The 20,525-nt window shown below is 46.3% G+C and carries 18 protein-coding genes; 2 read left to right on the top strand and 16 right to left on the bottom strand.

The genetic code is table 11. The features are described 5' to 3' along the window. Positions 1-166: 166 nt before the first annotated feature. The 7 genes from R2Q26_RS10680 to earP all read right to left on the bottom strand — a co-directional run bounded on the left by R2Q26_RS10680 (position 167) and on the right by earP (position 7,279). Positions 167-301, bottom strand: a complete 135-nt coding sequence (locus R2Q26_RS10680; protein WP_317536256.1) for a hypothetical protein — start codon at positions 299-301, stop codon at positions 167-169. Beyond that, entirely contained in the window at positions 298-1,662 is a 1,365-nt protein-coding gene (locus tag R2Q26_RS10675; protein ID WP_317536255.1) for an APC family permease, read from the bottom strand. Before R2Q26_RS10675 ends, R2Q26_RS10680 begins: the two co-directional genes overlap by 4 nt. 3 nt (positions 1,663-1,665) lie before the next feature. Then, positions 1,666-2,325 (bottom strand): protein-L-isoaspartate(D-aspartate) O-methyltransferase, encoded by a 660-nt coding sequence (locus R2Q26_RS10670; protein WP_317536269.1) that lies wholly within the window; start codon positions 2,323-2,325, stop codon positions 1,666-1,668. A gap of 347 nt (positions 2,326-2,672) precedes the next feature. After that, positions 2,673-3,776, bottom strand: coding sequence for a hypothetical protein (locus R2Q26_RS10665; protein ID WP_317536254.1), 1,104 nt, complete (start codon positions 3,774-3,776; stop codon positions 2,673-2,675). Positions 3,777-3,812: 36 nt separating this feature from the next. Further along, positions 3,813-4,688, bottom strand: a complete 876-nt coding sequence (locus R2Q26_RS10660) for a class I SAM-dependent methyltransferase (protein WP_317536253.1) — start codon at positions 4,686-4,688, stop codon at positions 3,813-3,815. Between the two features lie 682 nt (positions 4,689-5,370). Then, a complete protein-coding gene (efp, locus tag R2Q26_RS10655; protein WP_046849733.1) occupies positions 5,371-5,928 on the bottom strand; it encodes an elongation factor P in 558 nt (185 codons plus the stop codon). A gap of 154 nt (positions 5,929-6,082) precedes the next feature. Beyond that, positions 6,083-7,279, bottom strand: coding sequence for an elongation factor P maturation arginine rhamnosyltransferase EarP (gene earP, locus R2Q26_RS10650; protein WP_317536252.1), 1,197 nt, complete (start codon positions 7,277-7,279; stop codon positions 6,083-6,085). A gap of 493 nt (positions 7,280-7,772) precedes the next feature. Here earP and R2Q26_RS10645 point away from each other — a divergent pair, with 493 nt between their 5' ends. Beyond that, positions 7,773-8,621 carry a GNAT family N-acetyltransferase gene (locus R2Q26_RS10645; RefSeq protein ID WP_317536251.1) on the top strand — a complete coding sequence of 283 codons (849 nt, stop codon included), beginning with the start codon at positions 7,773-7,775 and terminating at the stop codon, positions 8,619-8,621. 443 nt (positions 8,622-9,064) lie between these two features. Then, entirely contained in the window at positions 9,065-10,432 is a 1,368-nt protein-coding gene (locus tag R2Q26_RS10640) for an exonuclease domain-containing protein (RefSeq protein WP_317536250.1), read from the top strand. 358 nt (positions 10,433-10,790) lie between these two features. Here R2Q26_RS10640 and R2Q26_RS10635 read toward each other — a convergent pair whose 3' ends face one another. The 9 genes from R2Q26_RS10635 to ftsW form a co-directional block, all read right to left on the bottom strand. Next, positions 10,791-11,252: a hypothetical protein gene (locus R2Q26_RS10635; protein WP_317536249.1), complete on the bottom strand. Its 462-nt coding sequence runs from the start codon at positions 11,250-11,252 to the stop codon at positions 10,791-10,793. Between the two features lie 389 nt (positions 11,253-11,641). Next, positions 11,642-12,790, bottom strand: coding sequence for a cell division protein FtsZ (gene ftsZ, locus R2Q26_RS10630; protein WP_317536248.1), 1,149 nt, complete (start codon positions 12,788-12,790; stop codon positions 11,642-11,644). A gap of 68 nt (positions 12,791-12,858) precedes the next feature. Then, positions 12,859-14,097, bottom strand: coding sequence for a cell division protein FtsA (gene ftsA / locus R2Q26_RS10625; protein WP_317536247.1), 1,239 nt, complete (start codon positions 14,095-14,097; stop codon positions 12,859-12,861). A gap of 19 nt (positions 14,098-14,116) precedes the next feature. Next, positions 14,117-14,893, bottom strand: coding sequence for a cell division protein FtsQ/DivIB (locus tag R2Q26_RS10620; RefSeq protein ID WP_317536246.1), 777 nt, complete (start codon positions 14,891-14,893; stop codon positions 14,117-14,119). Next, positions 14,883-15,800 carry a D-alanine--D-alanine ligase gene (locus R2Q26_RS10615; RefSeq protein ID WP_317536245.1) on the bottom strand — a complete coding sequence of 306 codons (918 nt, stop codon included), beginning with the start codon at positions 15,798-15,800 and terminating at the stop codon, positions 14,883-14,885. Before R2Q26_RS10615 ends, R2Q26_RS10620 begins: the two co-directional genes overlap by 11 nt. After that, a complete protein-coding gene (murB, locus tag R2Q26_RS10610) occupies positions 15,800-16,765 on the bottom strand; it encodes a UDP-N-acetylmuramate dehydrogenase (RefSeq protein ID WP_317536244.1) in 966 nt (321 codons plus the stop codon). The genes R2Q26_RS10615 and murB overlap by 1 nt, the downstream gene beginning before the upstream one ends. 70 nt (positions 16,766-16,835) lie before the next feature. Further along, positions 16,836-18,254: a UDP-N-acetylmuramate--L-alanine ligase gene (gene murC / locus R2Q26_RS10605; RefSeq protein ID WP_317536243.1), complete on the bottom strand. Its 1,419-nt coding sequence runs from the start codon at positions 18,252-18,254 to the stop codon at positions 16,836-16,838. After that, complete coding sequence (murG, locus tag R2Q26_RS10600; protein WP_317536268.1) at positions 18,251-19,318, bottom strand: undecaprenyldiphospho-muramoylpentapeptide beta-N-acetylglucosaminyltransferase; 1,068 nt, start codon at positions 19,316-19,318, stop codon at positions 18,251-18,253. The genes murC and murG overlap by 4 nt, the downstream gene beginning before the upstream one ends. Positions 19,319-19,364: 46 nt before the next feature. Continuing rightward, positions 19,365-20,525, bottom strand: a complete 1,161-nt coding sequence (gene ftsW, locus R2Q26_RS10595) for a putative lipid II flippase FtsW (protein WP_317536242.1) — start codon at positions 20,523-20,525, stop codon at positions 19,365-19,367.

Here is a 20,525-nt window from a genome sequence, read left to right as displayed (position 1 = left end):
TCAACAGATGGAACTTTAGCAGCAGCGCCTCGGCGCAGAGAAGATATAGACACCCCTTCTCCCCAAGAATTGGGAGTTACCCTTGCTGCTGCCTGTCTCAGGGTGACGGTATAAGTTCTCACGTTTAAATCAAAGAGTCATTAAAAGGAGACTTCTCTAGAACAAACTATACTCCGGGTGGATCCAGATGTCGATGATACGCAGCACCATGGTTCAGCATTGAACAAAGCGGTCGATCAGCTTGTCCGAATGGGTGTTTTTTGATTAATGCGACAGAGACGGCATCTTTGCCGCGAGTCACGTGCCTCCTTTCTCGGCACGACGGAATCGGCGCCAGAGCAGGTATAGCGGTGTTCCAGCTAAGACGGTCGCGATTCCAACACCACCTTCTAACGGTCGTTCATAGAGCACGCTCCCAACGATGACAATTGACACAACCAGATAGAATACCGGAATAAACGGATAAAGAGGAGTACGATAAGGGCGGGGTAAGTCCGGTTCCCGTCGACGCAGAATCAGTACTGCTCCCACTGCGAGTGCGCTGAAGATCATCAGCGCGAAGCCGCTATAAATCACGAGCTGCTCAAAGCTCCCCGATAGAATCAGGGCTGAGGCCCAGAGGCTTTGTAGCAGAATGGCGTTGAGCGGGGCGCGTTGCCTGCCAGAGATGTTCGCAAAGACGGAGGGAATCAACTCGTCTTGTGCCATGGCATAGTAGACGCGTGATCCGACCCATACCATGGCGCTCACGGCTCCTGCGATCGAAAGGCACAGGATAGCAGTCACGAACCGGCCGGCTTCGAGGCCCAGCATGGCTCGCGCAACTTTATCCGCAACGGGCAAGAGCGGCGGCGTGGCTAGCTCCGTCACTGACAGAGCATAGAAATAGAATCCATTTAGCAAGAGATAAAGCAGAGCAACGAAGAGCGTGCCGCCGATCATCGTCCGGGGAATAGTGCGGGCAGGATCAGTGATCTCTCCCGCCAGATACGCCGCAGCATTCCAGCCAGAGTAGGCATAGAGGACAAAGATCAACGACATGGCGTAGGATCCAATGTTGGGAGCAGGCTGAGTATTTGTGGGAGCAAGATGAGCCCAGTCGCCTGTCCCGAACATCAACCCCGCTATTATGAATAAGAGAATAGCGCCCACCTTCAGCACCGTCAGGCTTCGCTGGAGAGCGCCTCCTGCCCCACCACCAGCCAGGTGGAAACCTGTGATAGACCAGAGAAGGGCTAAGGCTAAGGCCGTAGATAGCAGACCTCTCTCATCATCAAGCGGAAGGAGTTGGAGGAAGTAGACGGCAAAGCTTACTGCGCCTGCTGCAATAGCGGCGCTGAAACCGATGGTGAAGGAGGTCCACCCACTGAGAAACCCGACGAACGGCCCATAGGCTCGGCGAAGATACGTATATTCTCCGCCGGCGACCGGAAAGGCCGCACCCAGCTCACTATATGAGAGGGCTCCTGCGAGTGCGATCACCCCTCCTACCAGCCAAACTGAGAGGATCAAACCCGGATGGCCAAGGTCGCGGGCCATGAAGCCGGTAGTGGTAAAGATACCGGTGCCGACAACGCTGCTGACAAGGACGCAACTGGCCGTAAACCAGCCGATGTGACGGGGAAGTGTGGACGGATCTCGCCCGGATCTCTCCATCTGCATGGTCTACTCTTGTTGTTTCTCGCGCACCAGCGGGACAAACCGCACGAGCGTGATAATTTTGCGCTCATAACCTTTTGCAGTTCGGCGATGGAGCTCCAAGGTTTGGTAATTACGGCCAACCGGTAGAATCAATCGCCCTCCAACGGCGAGTTGATCAAGCAGCGGTTGCGGTACATGATCGGATGCAGCGGTCACGATAATGGCGTCGAAAGGAGCTTCTTCCGGCCAGCCTCGATAGCCGTCACCAACGCGCGTGTGGATGTTGCGGTAACCTAATTCTGCCAGTGTGTGCGCGGCCTTTGTCGCCAAGGGTTCGATGATTTCTATGGTAAAGACATCAGATACAATCTCAGCCAGAACCGCAGCCTGGTACCCTGAGCCGGTTCCTACTTCGAGCACCTTCTCGGGCACCTTCTTGGCTCCTTCTAATGCGAGTGCTTCGGTCATGAGCGCAACGAGAGAGGGTTGCGAGATAGTCTGGCCACGGTCAATCGGGAGAGGAATGTCATTATAGGCCATGGCAGAGTAGCGGGAGGGAACGAACTTATGGCGGGGAACACGGCGCATCGCGGCGAGGACCTTTGGATCCTTGATGCCATGGGAAATGATCTGTTCATCCACCATCTTGTCGCGTTCGGCTTGGCGCGTTGGATCTTTTAACAGCGAGCCGCCACGAGAAACCCCGCTGCACCCGGTAATAACAGCCAGGCAGAGGGTGAGTATGACGCTGGTCAGCCATAACGATGTCAACGCACGAACTGGAGAATTCATAAGAAATACAGAGTCCAGGTAATGAAATCTGACAGAATAAACAAGCCTGTGTCTAGAAAAATAAAAATCATTTTCTATTAAAGCAAAATATAAATAAAGCCAAATATGTAGGCACGCATTCTGTTAAACGATTCCAAAAAATCCTCTCTTTTCCGCTTTAAGCAGCATAAAAAAATCGGGTTATGGCTTCGAGGCAAATGAGCTCAATATCCTTTGCGGGAGATTGCGATGGTATATCATCATTCTCTTCTGATAGGATAGCTTTCTTTTTTTCTGACTGACGTAGTCAATCTGACTGGCAGTTGGCATTCGATCCCGTTCTCCATGCTCTTCATGAAAGCACTGGCCGCATGGCCGCTGATGTCGATCCTCTGCATGCGGTTTTCTAGCGACAAGCCGAAACCGCCCCGTTCCTTTTCCGTGCCGTTGTGGGTGCATTGCAGTTTGAGCAAGTATGCCAATCCTGTGCAGATGTAATGGTGATAGTGTTTAGCGCGCTTATCGCTTGAGGCGGATGCCAATGCGTAGGCGTCGTTGAGGCCTTCCAGGGCGCAGGCTATCTCCACCGATACCTGCTGGGTCGGATGGTGCTCGATGTTCTCGTAGAAGTCCTGTTGAATTATCTGGTCGTGCATGCGGCAGACGTAGTCTGTGATGTCCTGCTTGATTTCGGCGCTCTGAGTGCATTCGAACAAGAGACGGCAGGCTTGGGATTGCCAGTTGGCAAAGAAAACAAGTATATTCTCTGCAACGCGAGCATGCTGGAAGTACTGCCTATCATAATAGGAGAAGGCGCATTCCACGCTTTGCAAGTAGCGAGTATCCTTCAACTGCCGGTAGGTTTCCAGAAGGGCGAGCATGGCTTCGCCGGCGTACAGCTCTTCTCCCTCATCTGGCAGATCGTGGAAGTACACCTTATACGAGCCATCTGACCTCTGCTGCCGCAGTATCCCCTGAGCAAGAGCGGAGATCTGCTGAGTCCTGCGGGGTGGCGGGGCATGCAGCAGAGCCAGAATCATAAAGGCGCTATGGGCAATGGAAGAAGGCTCTTCTAAACGACGGGGATCAAGAATCAGGTATCCTTCGCGTTCCACGAGATAATCACCATAGTACCGTAACGAGTTCTCGATCAATGGCCGAAGCTCATATCTGCTCAGGAAATCACTGAGTACTTCCGCATCCCACACAGAAGCGATGTCCCGGATGGGGGATTTCTCATGGACGAAAGTATCGGTCTGGGGGAAGTAGAGGTACTCAAACATCCTGCTATCCGGATTGACCATACCTCTATACCACCGATACACGAGCTGCAAACGTTCCCTCAATAACTCTGCTGTTTTCATGGTTTGTCTCCTTAGTCATCTAACCCGAATATTGCATTAGAGTTGGAGGAGATCTTCTGTTCCCTTTCTTGCTCTAGATTTCTTATATAGGCCTATATGGATATGAATTTCATCATCATATGGAATGATATGACCCCAATCTTTAGCGAATTTCTCCGGATTACCAGCGCAGTCCAAGAGCTCGAATAGCTGATAGACCCAGCCCTGCTCAAAACCGAATCGATAGACATCGTCGATAGAATCGAAGATCATACGTTTGCGGATTTCGATAGAATCGGCTTCCTTAAATCCTAAATCAGTCAGCTTACTCCTCAATTCTTCTGAACTCTTAGGTATGTAGTGCTTAGCAGAACCGGGACTTAATCCCAGTGACATTCCGAGTTTTTGTCCTTTAGGCCAGGAGCTGAGAAGAGACGACGCTATTGAGATATACCCATCCGGCTTAAGCAGCTGTGAGACCAGCGGCAGAAGCTTATCTATGGATACATATGACAAGAGAAAATGAATAAAAACTAAATCAACTTTATGATGTATGAAATTCGACATACTCAGTGCGCTGGCCTGGACAGTCTGCATTGGAGGATACTTTTCTTTGGCAATTTCCAGCATCTTACGGGAAATATCGATTCCATATACTTCATCCAAGGATCCAAAAAAATTTTTTGCCAGCAGAATATTCTCACCCGTGCCAGTCCCTACATCGACAATCGAAGGAGAACTCAAAGACAACTGTGAGAATTGAATTTCAATCTCATATTTAACGCGCTTAAAAATCCTACCGTAATCATTGTCATAACCCGCCGCTATCTGGTCGTAGATTTGGCTGCTCGCCGTTTCGTCTTCCTTTCTCTGGTATATACTGCTCGTCGCAATCTTAGCGAGATTCGTGATCGTACTGGGCTTAACTCTCATTATGAATTCCCTTTCGACAATCAAGAAACGGAAAGCCGCTCCCAAGAGCAGGAGAACGCTACGAAATCAGGAGTGACAACAACTCAGCAGCGCTCCTTTTAGCCTTCAATATCTTTCCGATGGCTTCCTTGATCTTACCTTTGATTACTTTGCCTAGATTTTTTTGATCCTTTTATAGGATCTTTGTTCAGAAAATCGCCTGATTATTAATTTAGTCATGACCAGAGGGTGAAATAATGTTTTTCATCGACAAATTGAATTATCACGCTTAAACTAAATTTGGCCAGCGTTGCAACGAATGGCTATGTATTAACTCTACGCAACTACTATTTCTCTTTGATCTAAAGAAACGTCTAACCTTTAACATTGAAGTCAAAGTCTCCGTCTAAAGTTGTAGTTTTTACTTTTTGAGAGAAATAAACTGATTGAGAGACAATTTATCCGTTATTCAGAAATCCCAGATTGGCGGGACGGATATGTCATAAAAAATGAATATCCAACGAACTCCAAAGGACTAGCTTAATTCATCCGCGAATCTCTGGAACGATTCGTATGCGCATGGTATCAGAGAGAGGAAATAGCTTTTTCAGCAAACTGATAAAAAACATTTTATTTGTACTCATACCCTGAAAAAACAAAGGAGCCTATTGGCTCCTTGTATTTTTTTCTGTGAACGGGGAAATTACTTGGCCCGGCTGCGGTATTCCAGCGTACGGGTATCAATTTCGATCTTGTCGCCGATTTCGCAGAATAACGGTACCGGCAATTCAAAGCCGGTGGCGATTTTAGCAGGCTTCATTACCTTGCCGGAGGTATCGCCCTTGACGGCGGGTTCGGTATAGGTGATTTCGCGTACTACCGAGTTGGGTAGTTCGACCGAAATGGCCTTATCATTGTAGAACACCACTTCGCAAGGCATGCCATCTTCCAGGAAATTGAGCGCATCGCTCATGGTTTCCGCTTCAACTTCATACTGGTTGTATTCAGCATCCATGAATACATACATGGGCTCGGCAAAGTAGGAATAGGTAACCTCCTTCTTATCCAGCACGACTATGTCGAATTTATCATCTGCTTTGTACACTGCCTCACTGGGTGATTCGGTAAGCAGATTCTTGAATTTCATTTTTACCACGGAAGAGTTGCGGCCGGATTTGGTAAATTCTGTTTTCAGAACGACCATAGGGCTATTGCCAACCATAAACACGTTACCTACACGAAGTTCCTGGGCTGTTTTCATCTAATAATTCTAGGAGTGAAAAATTACCACATTATACTCTAAGCACTTTTAAAAATTCAATTCTCATTACTGGACGAACAATGCTCATAAAGAATTATTTCACACATATCAAATACATATCACACAAAAATTTTTCGTTCACATCTTATCCGGCTTAAAAATTTGAATTTTTAGAGGATATTTGATTCTTGCAAAAACTTACCAAGTTAGACGCGAGATCAGTGATTTTAGCAAGCTGCTCGGCCCAAGCCATAGCATGGTCTTGCAACACCGTGCGATGCTGCCAGAAATCATCCCAATCCAAGCGCCTACCGCTGTTCCAGTTATAGTAAAAAGTGCGCAATGCGGCAGCGGCCTCTTCTGCTAATCCCTGGCAATAGCGGTCAAGAAAAGCATTGAGCTTGACCTGGTGCACGTTGTCCTGTTGCGGGTAGATTTGCCAGATTAATGGTCGTGCTGCCCACTGCGCTCGGACGAAGGAATCCTCGCCGCGCACGAAATTGCAGTCGCACGCCCATAGCAAGCGATCATAATCTTCCTGCGGCATAAAAGGGATGACGTGCAAGACCAAATTGCCACGCTGCACGCTATCGCCTACTGCCAGGCTTGTTCGTCCAGCCCAGCTCGCTATCTGTTCTAATGCTTTGCCCTCTGGCAACAGGCAGCGTACCGCTGTGGTTGAAACCGCCCAAGCATCCAGCAGGTTACCTATCGGCGCACTGTCATAACAAAACAGCGAAACGATGGTTTCGGGGGAAAGAGGAAAAGGTAGGCCAAATCGATCCCACAACTCTGCCAGATTGTGTTCCGATACATTCCGTTGCGCCAACAGTCCTTTCTCTCGGAGCAACCCACCAGTAGCTGGAGTGAAGCCGGGGAAGAAGAAATATTTGGTCATCGGTAAGCGCGGATGTGGCGAAGGCAGGCCATGACAACCTTCCACCCATTGCTCCGCCGATAAGTATTCGAGATTGATCCATACCCGCTTTACTTCCTCTCCCCGTGTAGGAGAAGGTCTACCCCACACGTGGTTTGCGGACTGAAGTATGGAGGGGGCCATCGCCGCCATATAATTCTCCGGCAACTCGCAACCAAATGCCTCAATCACCACTTCAGCCGGCACCAAGTCAGGAAATGGCTCAATCCAGCGCCACACTTCTACTCCTCGACAATTTTGCACTTCCAGGGTGGCATCGACATCCGGGCAAATGCGCTTCAGGCTAGCTACATCATCTACCCACAGCCGCACTGCTATGCCATGCTCTGCTGCTAATTGCCGCGCCAATCGCCAGCACACACCGATGTCGCCATAGTTATCTATGACACGACAAAAAATATCCCAGCGTACCATCAACTTTGTGTTTGATATGGGGCCTGCAACACCTTGTATTTTTCTACTCCTTCTGTTGTTTTTAGGTTGAAACAGTACCTTTCACCTTTTTTCATCAGTACGTGCACCCGCAGTAAGATCAAGCTGATGCAGCCTTTGGATAAATCCAATTTACCTTGGTTGAAGATGCGATAAAGATGGGCATGTTTGGTATAGCGGTGAAATAAACATCTTTTTCAACAACATGAATTTATCAATAACTTTATATGCTATCAAATACACCAATGAATGGCTCAAAAAAGTAACTTTTCTAATAAGATAGCGGAATATTCGAACGATTTTGCTATGCAGCAACCTTTATTCAAACAATAAATTGCTGTGAAATACCCTTGGAGATGCTGAGCCCAAATACCTCTAAAATACAGTACCAGAGTCATTTCAACAGCGGACTTGGCATCAAGAGTTATGTGATTTTTTTATTTAAATGCAAACCCAATGAGCAAAGAAGAACATCATGAACGACACCTACGTTATAAGAAGGATGAGCAGAAAAGAGTTCGATTTCGCGATTGAATTAGCCGCATCTGAAGGCTGGAATCCTGGTTTGAATGATGGCGATTGTTTTTACGCAGCCGATAACAGCGGTTTTTTCTTAGGCTTACTTGACAATGAACCTATTGCCTGTTTGTCTGCAGTTAAATACAGCGATTCCTTTGGTTTTATTGGGCTTTATATTGTTAAAAAGTCGTATCGTGGCAAGGGTTATGGCAGCAAGATCATGAATGCTGGACTTGATTATCTTAAAGGTTGCAATATCGGGTTGGATGGTGTGCTTGCACAGCTGGATAATTATAAAAAATACGGTTTTCAGCAGGCATATCGCAATATTCGTTATCAAGGGCTAACAGGTGGTAAAGTTCCAAATAATTCAGGAATAATTAAACTTACAGATATTCCTTTTGAGCAGATTAATTTATACGATTCAGTATTTTTTCCCACTGATAGAGCTACATTTCTAAAATTGTGGCTTGCTCAACCAGATAGCGTAGCACTTGGCATTATTCAAGAAGACAAGCTGGTTGCCTGCGGAGTAATTCGCGCTTGCCGCGAGGGCTATAAAATTGGTCCACTGTTCGCAAATAGCCCAGAATTCGCTGAAACTTTATTTTTAGCACTCAATACAAATGTAAAAGCAGGGCAGCCCGTTTTTCTGGATATTATGGAAAAAAATCCCAATGCGCTTGCACTTGTTCAGCGCTATAAGATGCAACCAATTTTTGAGACGGCAAGAATGTACACCCAGCAAACTCCTGCCTTAGATTCTGAGCGATTATACGGTGTAACCAGTTTCGAACTAGGTTAGCTTGCGTTATCCTAAAAACAGCAGTTGGATGGGGTGGAGCGTCATACGATGCACCCCGTAGCGGCTTCCCATTCTGGTGAATGGTAAAATTCCGAGAATGCCTCTATATGTCATGGATTTAACTCTCCAATCAAGCGGTCAGCGGCGGTTTTTAGGGTTATATGCCATCTAAGCGAGCTAACCTTTGACGTGATATACTTTGCTAGGGTAATTCAGTCAAGTAGTTTTTTCAGTTTCGCTTATTCAATTTTCACCTGGATTCCAGTAATTCAGAGTTATGTATGTAAATAATGTTTGCTGTACCACAAAGCAAAGTAATGGAGCTCACCTTTTCTGGTCTCATTTCCTCTTTGGTTAAAAATCAGGAGTAGTGATTTATTCAGAGCTGCTTCATGACTTTTGGTTACTGTTTAGTTGTTCAAGTTTAGCAGAGAATCCGGCCAATGCAGCCCCTAGCCTTCGTTGATCTTGAAACCACTGGCACCACCGCCTCTGTCGACCGGATCACCGAAGTCGGCATCATCTTGGTTGATGGTTCGGACATTCAGGAATGGAGTTGTCTGATCAATCCGGAGACTCGAATCTCTGCATTTATCGAGAGGTTGACCGGAATTACGAACGAAATGGTAGCAGATGCCCCAACTTTTGCGGAAATTGCCCATCAAATATTCTGCATGCTGGAGGGTCGTCTTTTCGTTGCGCACAACGCCAGATTTGATTACGGATTTCTGAAACAATCATTTAAACGCGAAGGTTATGATTTCCAGGTAACGACGATCTGTACTGTTAAACTTTCCAGACGGCTATTCCCGGGCTACCCTAAGCACAATCTGGATTGTCTGATTGAACGGCATGGCTTAAAGGTAAACGGTCGTCACCGGGCACTGGCAGATGCGCAACTCATTCATCAGTTTTGGCAAAAGATTCAGCAACAACTCCCTGCCAACCAAGTTACGGCTGCGATCAAAGCCTTATCTGGGCGCCCAAGCATACCGATCTATTTGAACGAACAGATACTGGATAGCCTGCCTAAAGGTCCTGGGGTCTATCTATTCTACGGAGAGAATGAGCTACCACTCTATGTTGGCAAGTCAAAGAACCTTCGCCAACGGATTCTTTCCCATTTCACCGGCGACGTTTCGTCAGCAAAAGAAATGAGCCTTTCGCAACAGGTACGGCGAATTGACTATATCGAGACAGCGGGCGAGATCGGTGCACTGCTCAAGGAGGTCGAGCTGGTGAAAAAGCTTCAACCGATGCATAACCGCAAGCTTCGGCGCAATAACGAACTCTGTTCGATCTCGCTCAAGGAAACTGAAGCAGGATTGAATGTCAGCATAGCTTATGCGCATGATTTAGATTTTGGTCGGCAATCAAATCTTTATGGTCTATTCAAAAACCTACAAGCGGCCAACAAGGCACTGGCCGAACTGGCAGACGAACATGGACTTTGTAAGGCAATCATTGGACTGGAGAAGATTAAGGCTGGCAATCCCTGCTTCGCTCGGCAACTCAAAAAATGCCATGGTGCGTGTGTTGGAGAAGAACCGTTAGTTATGCATGCACTGCGCCTGATGGAAGCCCTGTCCAAACTACGCCTCCATGCCTGGCCATTCACCGGCCCCGCCTATCTCAAGGAAAATGATGATCTGATCGTAATAGATAACTGGGCTTATCTTGGCACTGCCAAAACAGAGGAAGAACTCTGGCAACTGCTGGACTCACCAAAACCTCAATTCGACAAAGACTCCTATCGAATATTACAGAAAGCCATAAGGTTATTGCAGCCTATTTATGATCCAGCCAAGTAAAGTTTCAGTTATAAGAGCCGTTATAAATTACTCAAGAGTCAATAGTTTCCTTACACTCCTTATAAAATTCGAAGCCCCACTGGATTGCTGTGGATCTGGTGGGGTTTTCTTATTGGAGCAACTTTCCAGAACTAAAAGAATCGCTGACCAAAATTCGCATTAACCTGTTTACCACTAGCATATGCTCACTTTTAAAGTGCTTAGAAAGAATCAGTCAGAAGAGCAGTGCCATTAGTTGCATCAACTCAGGAATACTGGCAGTAACTCGCAAGTTAACAATAACGAACAAAATGAAATTTATGCATGAGCCAGCTTTCTCAAAGATCATGTCTTGAGAAGAATTGCAGACTCATTTCCCTTAATGATTATTACCTTTACTGGTATTGGCAGTCATACTACTATCTTCTTTGCTCTGCTGGTTAACCGTATCTGGACGCTCAGGACGTGTACGACCAGACTTTATGAGAAGTTGCTGATTGATGCCTGCACTACCACTCGCATCTACAGCAGCACCAGTATCAGTACCAAGAGATTGCGATTTGACATCATGATTGGGAAAAGAAACAGAGTCGAGCAAATCGTTATTTGTTTGCTGGGGCGCTGTTAGATTGCTATTTTGAGAAAATAGGATGCCAAGCGCCATACCGGTTATGCCAAGTACAAACAAATAATTAATACCTTTCTGCAACTGCTGCTTTGATTTACGACTGTTCAGATTATTAACTGATAGCATCTTCAACAGACTAACTACTATGACCAGTACCAATCCGGTCAATATCCAAATATTATCCAGATATTTCCAGAAATTAGAAGCTTCCATCTGTTGCCCTCTTTACTTCCATCGCCTAATTTTGCCTGATTGAGGCACAATTACGATAAAGCAAAATAATTAACTATTTTTTAAAAATATTCTCATCTTAGGCTGAACGATAATTCCCGCCTTCAGAAAAATTACCCACTCCGAAGAACGGTCATTTCTTGTTATATTTGATAAAACTTAAGAGGAAAAGTTTGACAAAACTTTGTGCTTAGTGGTTTAGCTCAGCGATCAGCTGGCTATTTTATTGGTTCGGATAAATTAAGGTGCCAGTAGCAATACTGCCTCTACTGTAATCAGTAGAGGCAGCGTAACATGCGTTTAGGAGCTACAAATCTAGAATCAGACTATCAAGTTTCTTTCAGGTCAGGTATTGATTTTAAAGCCAATTTTCAATCTGCTTGCCTTCTTAGGAACGCGGGAATATCCATCGGATCGACACCTGATTGCTGCATTGCCGCTACCGTGGCACTGCTTCTCCTGCCGGTACGCATCACAGCCGGCTCCTCAATGTGCATAGTGGAGGTTCTGTCGTCTGTTCCAGTACGAGTATGGATGACGGTAAGAGGTCGGGTTTGGGTTTGAGTAACGCTTCCCAATCCAGTGGCGACGAGCGTTACACGCAAGTCATCGTTCATTCCTTCATCGATTACTGTTCCGACAATAACGGTCGCATCTTCAGCCGTCAGCTCTTTAACCGTATTCATTACTTCATGCACTTCACGCATTTTCATGCCTGAGTTGGCGGTGATATTTACCAATACCCCGCGCGCCCCTGATAGCGTTATTTCCTCCAGTAGCGGACTAGCGACTGCCTGCTCTGCTGCCATGCGTGCACGGTCGACTCCACTTGCCACAGCTGACCCCATCATGGCCATACCCATTTCCGACATGACGGTTTTAACGTCAGCAAAATCGACATTGACAAGCCCAGGGCAATTAATCACTTCAGCAATGCCCGCTACCGCACCGTACAGCACGTCATTGGCTGCCTTGAACGCGTCCAGCATACTGATATCGTTACCCAGCACCATCATCAGCTTATCATTGGGAATGACAATCAAAGAATCAACATGCTGTGCCAGGGCTTCCATGCCAGCTTGGGCTGTTTTCAGGCGTTTCCCTTCAAATGAGAAAGGTTTACTGACCACGGCAACGGTAAGGATACCCATTTCCTTGGCTATTTGTGCTACCACCGGTGCAGCCCCCGTTCCGGTACCACCACCCATGCCGGCTGTTATAAATAGCATATCGGCACCTTGAATCAATTCCGCAATGCGGTCTCGATCTTCCAAAGCAGCTTCACGCCCGACTTCCGGATTGGCGCCCGCTCCCAATCCTCTGGTAATACCTGCACCGAGCTGAAGCAAAGTTGGGGCACGACTTCCTTTGAGCGCCTGCGCATCAGTATTAATGCAAATGAATTCAACCCCTTTTGTTTCATTCTGGATCATATGATCGACTGCATTACCACCACAACCTCCCACACCGATCACTTTAATGACTGCTTCCTGACTATCGGTATTCATGATTTCAAACATGATACTTCTCCTTTAGCATGTTAAATTTTGGACAACTTCGTTTTAATGCGCTGTTGACAACGCTATGCTCAAAAATTTTTCTGAAACCAACTTTTCATTCTTGCGAAGACCTGCTTAGCTGACCCCCCTTGTAAATGATTGTGATGATGGAGCCTATGCTCCTCCATACCAGCCATAATTAAACCAATACCTGTGGAAAATCTGGGGGTTCGAACAACTTCCTCCAGGCTTCCTTTATAATGGGGTATCCCCAAGCGTACAGGCATATGAAATATTTCTTCACCCAGTTCTACCATTCCCTGCAAAGAGCTACTACCACCGGTAATGACAATTCCCGACGATAACAGCTGTTCAAAACCGCTACGGCGTAATTCAGCTTGTATCAACAAATAAAGCTCTTCTACGCGTGGCTCAATAACTTCTGCGAGTGTTTGCCTGGAAAGCTGGCGTGCTCCTCGATTACCTACGTCCGGCACTTCCACCACCTCACGCACATCAGCTAGCGTGCGTAAGGCACATCCATAACGACATTTAATATCTTCGGCATCTTTGGTCGGTGTCCGTAGCGCCATAGCAATATCATTCGTGATTTGATCGCCGGCAATTGGAATGACTGCAGTATGGCGAATAGCCCCATTGGTAAATACTGCGATATCAGTTGTCCCTCCCCCGATATCCACCAGGCACACACCTAAATCCTTTTCATCCTCAGTTAAAACGGCAATAGCCGAAGCAAGTGGTTGCAAAATCAAATCGCGTACTTCCAACCCACAACGATGAACGCATTTAATGATGTTTTGTGCAGCTGATACTGCGCCAGTTACTATATGCACCTTTACTTCAAGCCGTATCCCACTCATGCCAATAGGTTCTCGCACATCTTCCTGCCCATCGACAATAAATTCCTGATTAAGGATGTGCAGAATCTGCTGATCAGCTGGGATATTGACTGCTTTGGCAGTTTCCATCACTTTCTCCACATCCAGCGCCGATACTTCTTTATCCTTGATCGCGACCATACCGTGTGAATTGAACCCCCGAATATGACTGCCTGCAATTCCGGTATAAACCCCACTAACCTTACAGTCTGCCATCAATTCAACTTCTTCGAGTGCGCGCTGGATTGCAGTGACCGTTGTTTCAATGTTGACCACAACCCCTTTCTTCAATCCACGTGATAGATGACTCCCTAAGCCAATAATTTCAAAACCACCCTCAGGTTTTACTTCAGCAACAATGGCCACTATCTTTGAAGTGCCTATATCCAGACCAACAATCAGGTCTCTGCCTTCTTTGGCTTTATTCATTTAACATACCTCCCTGAGTTCACAACTTCTTCCCGGTACCGGTCTTACGCGGAACCTGTGGTATTGCTTCGGACAGTCGTATAGCAAATCCATTTGGATAACGCAAATCCACATAATCCAGAGGAATTGACTGATTCATGTTCACAATACTTTGGCTATAGACTGAAACATAACGCTTCAGTCGAGTTTCAATTTTTTCACGACCCAGTTTTAACAATGTTCCATTTCCCAGACGAACAAGCCAAGCATGCCGTGGTGATAACGTAATCTCTGCAACACTTTGCTTGATTGGCTCTAATAATTTGTTGAAAATCTCATATTGATCAATAATCACGAATACGCTTTCTTCGCTAGGACCGATAAAAACTGGCAATATTTGGTCAGTCGGGGCGCGAAATATTTCTCCTTGCCTATTCACTAACGCAGTATCACCCCAGTACGCAAACGCGCTATGTTCTTCAAGCATCACTTTCAGTCCTGATGGCCAGGTGCGCTGAATCTTTGCTGCCCGCACCCATGGCAAATTTTTAAACGCCTCGCGTAATGCATCCAAATTAACTGTAAAAAAATTTCCTTTCACTTCATTTTGAACAATACTTTCAATCTCTTGGCGAGTGATATACCGCAGTTTAGTACTTTCCAATTGATTGGCACTCATTCCTTCCACACTAATTTCCTTTAATGTAAACAGGGGTAATTTTATCACCCTTGAACCAAGGACATAAATTGCAGCCAATATCACGCCTGTAAACATCATGTTGGCAAATAAATTCAGCATCCGATGATTATTCCACATAGGACAATGCCAAGATTTTTACGACCAAATCTTCAAACGAAATACCTGCAACTTTCGCGGCCATCGGCACAAGGCTATGATCAGTCATGCCTGGGGAAGTATTTGCTTCAAGAAAGAAAGGTTGATCATTTTTATCCAAGATTAAATCCACCCTGCCCCATCCTGCGCATCCCAAAATTCTGTGTGCCTGCAAAGCCTGCTCCTGTAGCTGATGACTTAGCTCATCTGGTAAGCCGCTTGGGCAAAAATAACGGGTATCATTAGCAAGATACTTGGCGTGGTAATCGTACAATTCTCCAGCTACTTCTATGCGGACCAGTGGCAACGGCGTCTCACCCAGAATTGCGGCGGTTAATTCCTTACCCTCAATAAACTGCTCTGCCAATACAATCGAGTCGTGCTGTGCTGCTAACTGATAAGCATTTGAAAAATCTTTCTTTGCCTTAATCTTGCTAAGACCTATCGTTGAACCTTCGCGTGCAGGCTTAATGATTAAAGGCAAATCAAGATAAGCTGCAACTTCATCAAAATCACTTTGAGCATCGATTATGAGGTAACGGGGCGTGCTGATTCCCACAGCCTGCCAGATCAATTTAGTGCGCCATTTATCCATTGCCAGTGCGCTCGCAAGAATACCACTGCCTGTATAAGGCAACCCCATCAGTTCCAATGCTCCCTGAACCGAGCCATCCTCTCCGTAACGACCATGCAATGCGATGAATGCCCGATTGAATCCTTGTTGCTGCAGTGCCTCCATAGGCAGATGAGCCGGATCGAAAGGATGCGCATCCACTCCTTTACTCAGCAGCGCCTTAAGTACTGCCGCGCCACTTTTAAGCGAAATTTCACGCTCTGCTGAACGCCCACCTAGCAGTACTGCAATTTTTCCAAAATCAGGCACACTCATTATCTATCATTCCCGACATCACCAATAATCCTAACTTCCTGAATCAATTCAATTCCTGTTTTTTTCTTCACGGTGTCGCGTATCATGTTAATAACCGCCTCGATATCCGTAGCAGTAGCGCCCCCATCATTGATGATAAAATTGGCATGCTTGCTTGAAACCATTGCTCCACCAACACGATAACCCTTGAGACCGGATACTTCGATCAGGCGTGCTGCATAATCACCAGTCGGGTTACGAAAGACCGAACCTGCATTAGGAAAATTTAAAGGTTGACTGCTCATTCGTGCTGCTAGTAATGCTTTAATTTTTTGCCGAGAGTTGTCATGATCACCTTGTTGTAATCTGAACCAGCCACCGACAAACCATTCTTCATCGTTGACGCTATCGAATTCTTGTTGTAAAGCGATATGTCGATACCCGATAAGATAATCTTCTGGGTTCCGTTCATGTAGCTTACCTGCTCGATTGATCGTTTTGACCTTCTCAACAATTTGCCAAGTTTCTGCACCATAACATCCCGCATTCATTGCTAAGGCTCCCCCCACCGTCCCCGGAATTCCAGCTAGAAATTCCGCACCAGACAGGTGATATAAAGCTGCAAAACGTGCCAGCTTGGCGCAAGGCACTCCCGCCTCGGCATAAATTAAGTCACCTTCTTCATCTTGCTTGATCAGAAGCAAATCATTGAGCCGGGCATGCAATGCCACGACTACACCGCGAAGCCCCTCATCACGAACCAGCAAATTGCTTCCCAACCCAATCATATGAACCCGCTCGGCTCTGGGTAAATGGCGTAAAAATACGACAAGATCTTGCAGATCAGCCGGTAAGTAAAAATAATCTGCCACACCTCCAGCGCGCCAAGAAACGTGCTTTCTCATCGGTTCACGCACACGCAGCTCACCCCGTAGCAAACGGGTATCGATCACACCAATAAAATTATCCTGCTCTGAAATATTCATAGCTATCACACTCGGCCGAGATGTTGATCGACTAAATTTTGTATGGCGCGATATCAGAGTGTTCATTGATTCATTCACCGATGACAGCAAATTTTTTCATAGCTTGCTTCACGCGGACAGCCACTTTCCCTATCGAGCCAGCACCCATGATCAATACGACATCCCCATCTGACACAACCCCATGGATCATTGCAGGAAGTTCATCCACGTTCTCGGTATAAATGGGTTCCAATTTTCCCAGTACTCTAATGGCACGGGCTAGTGATTTACTATCTGCAGCAACGATAGGATCCTCTCCTGCCGCATATACCTCGGTCAGCAGCAATAGATCAGCGCTGGATAATACTCTGACGAAATCTTCAAACACATCACGCGTACGAGTATATCGGTGGGGTTGAAAAACCAACACTAAGCGGCGCCCAGGGAATGCACCGCGCGCTGCCGCCATGGTTGCAGCAATCTCTACCGGATGGTGACCATAATCATCTATCAAGGTAAAACTACTTTGCCCAGCCAATTTAATCTCACCATAACGCTGGAAACGGCGCTCGACACCACCGAACGTCGCCAGGGCGCGAACGATAGCAGCATCAGAGACACTGAGCTCATTACAAACTGCTATAGCTGCAAGCGCATTCTGGACGTTATGGATGCCTGGCAGATTGAGCGTGATATTAATCTTACGTGACGCACCATTTACACCTATACGTGCACAAAAATGCATTCTGCCGCTATCGTGACGAATATCAGACGCACTGATATGTGCACTCTCTGACAAGCCATAGGTTGTCACTGGCTTGGTAGTAGCCGACGTGATGTCGCGCACATTTTTATCATCGATACACAATACTGCCATGCCGTAAAAAGGTAAGTGCTCGATAAATTCGACAAATGTCTGTTTGAGCTTAGTGAAATCATGACCATAAGTAGCCATATGATCAGCATCGATATTAGTCACTACTGCCAGAATAGGCTTTAAATAAAGAAAAGAAGCATCAGACTCATCTGCTTCTACAACGATAAATTCCCCACTACCGAGTTTGGCATGGCTGCCCGCTGCTTCGAGCTTGCCACCAATCACGAAAGTCGGATCAAGTCCTGCTTCTGCCAGAATACTTGCAATCAGGCTGGTTGTAGTCGTTTTACCGTGGGTACCCGCTACAGCTATTCCTTGCCGTAAGCGTAATAACTCTGCCAGCATCATGGCACGGGGGACCACCGGAATACGACGTTCACGTGCGGCTGCAACTTCAGGATTGTCCGGCCTTACCGCGGTTGAAGTCACCACAACGTCAGCAGATGCCACATTCTCCTTGGCATGGCCGATATGAACTATGGCACCCAGCTTCTGCAAACGCTCAGTTGTCAGATTTTTGCTCAGATCTGAACCGCTTACCTGGTAGCCCTGATTAATCATGACTTCAGCGATCCCCCCCATCCCTGAGCCACCAATCCCAACAAAATGCATATGCCTAACCTTATGTTTCATCTAGCAGACGCTCCTATTCCCAGACAAGCTTCTGCGACCATTCTGGTTGCATCCGGTTTTGCCAGACTGCGTGCAAGTGTTGCCATTTCCAGCAATCTTTCACGAGTAAACTTCCTGATCAAATCTGCCAGAACCTCTGGATTCAATTTGTCTTGAGGCAGTAACAATGCAGCATTATGCTTGCTCAAAAATTGAGCATTAGCAGTTTGATGATCATCCACTGCAAAAGGATAGGGAATAAGAATACTGGCGACACCCACCACTGCTAGCTCAGATATGGTCAACGCACCAGCCCGACAGATGACCAGATCACATTCAGCATAACTTGCAGCCATATCTTCGATAAAAGATACCAAATTGCCCTCTACCCCACATTCAGCGTAATTCCTTTGTAATTCATCCAAATTATTTTTTCCTGCCTGATGCGTGATCCAAGGACGTTCATTTTCTGGAATTAACTTTAATGTCTTTGGTATGATTGTATTGAGTATGCGGGCTCCCAAACTGCCCCCGATCACTAATAACTTGAGTTTTCCGCTACGACCAGCAAAACGTTGTTCAGGTACCGGCAGTCGCAAAATGTCATCTCGCACTGGATTTCCAGTCACCTGTACTTTCTCGCTTTTGCCTTTTATAGAAGCAGGAAAACCCAGCAAAATTTTGTCAGCAATTTTTGCGAGAATTCTGTTCGTAAGACCAGGAATTGCATTCTGTTCATGGATCAAGAGTGGTTTATTTAACAATGAAGCCATGATACCGCCCGGAAAAGCAGGATAGCCGCCCATCCCTAATACCACATCGGGTTGAGTGCGGATAATTATTCTGGCGCTCTGCCAGAAAGCCATTAACAAGCGCCATGGTAACCATAGCCGATTCATCACTTTTTTCCCGCGCAAACCAGAAAATTCAATAAGTTCAATGTGATATCCATGCCGTGGTACCAGCGCTGCCTCCATCCCATTATGCGTGCCCAACCAGACGATATTCCAATCTAATGTTGTCATATGATCAGCCACCGCCAATCCTGGGAAAACATGACCACCTGTTCCACCAGCCATAATCATGATTGTTCGCGCCACTTTCACATCACTAGAATAGTTGCCCAAGTAATCACACGCTTAATCCTTTTATTTTTTGTCTGTTCTCCCAATCTACCCGCAGTAAAACAGCAAGTGCGATACAAGTAACGACGATACTACTTCCACCAAAACTCATAAGTGGTAGTGTCAATCCCTTAGTCGGTAACATCCCCATATTCACTCCCATATTGATAAAAGCTTGGAACCCCAGCCAGACTCCAATACCTTGTGCTACCAGGGCTGAGAAATAGTTTTCCAACATAGTTGCTGTGCGGCCGATAATAAATGCGCGCACAAGTATACAGGCAAACATCACCATCACCGTTGCCACACCCACAAACCCTAATTCTTCAGCAAGCACAGCAAACATAAAATCAGTATGTGCTTCCGGCAAATAAAACAACTTTTCTACACTTCCACCCAACCCTACTCCAAGCCATTCACCTCGCCCAAACGCAATCAATGCATGGCTTAACTGATAACCCTTACCATAAGGATCAGCCCACGGATCCAGGAAGCCATCAATACGGCTACTACGATAACTTACTGATATAATTAATAAACTCAAGCAAGCGACGAGCAGTCCTGTCACTCCGACAAACAGCTTAAGACTCATACCACCCATGAACATAATTGCAACCGCAATGCCAGTCACGACTACAAATGAGCCGTAATCGGGTTCCCGTAGTAACAAAAAACCTACTGCGGATATCAAAGCCAGGATAGGCAAAACACCTTTACGCCAGTTATCGAGGTAAGCTAATTTACGAACTACATAATCCGAAACATAGATCACCATCAAAAGCTTCATCAGCTCAGATGGCTGAAAATTGACTATTCCCAGTGAAATCCAACGCTGACTGCCATTAATTTCACGGCCAATTCCTGGAATCAATACCAGAATTAATAATATAGTCCCCACTAAAAACAGATGGGGGCAATATTCCCGCCATGCACGCATAGGAAATTGGAAAGCAAAAAATCCGATCACTAGACCCAGAAACAAATAAATGCTATGGCGTATCAAATAATAGTACGAGCCACTTTCACCATATTCCGACTCAGCGATTGCGATTGATGCAGAATAAACCATGACCAACCCAAGGCTTAACAATACCAGTGCCGACCAAATCAGATAGTAGTCAAAATCGGTTGTTATTTCCTGGCGATTAACAGCGGGCTGGTCAATCAT

The organism is Nitrosomonas sp. Is37, assembly GCF_033063275.1.
Classification (GTDB): domain Bacteria; phylum Pseudomonadota; class Gammaproteobacteria; order Burkholderiales; family Nitrosomonadaceae; genus Nitrosomonas.
This window is presented reverse-complemented; position numbering and strand designations above follow the sequence as displayed.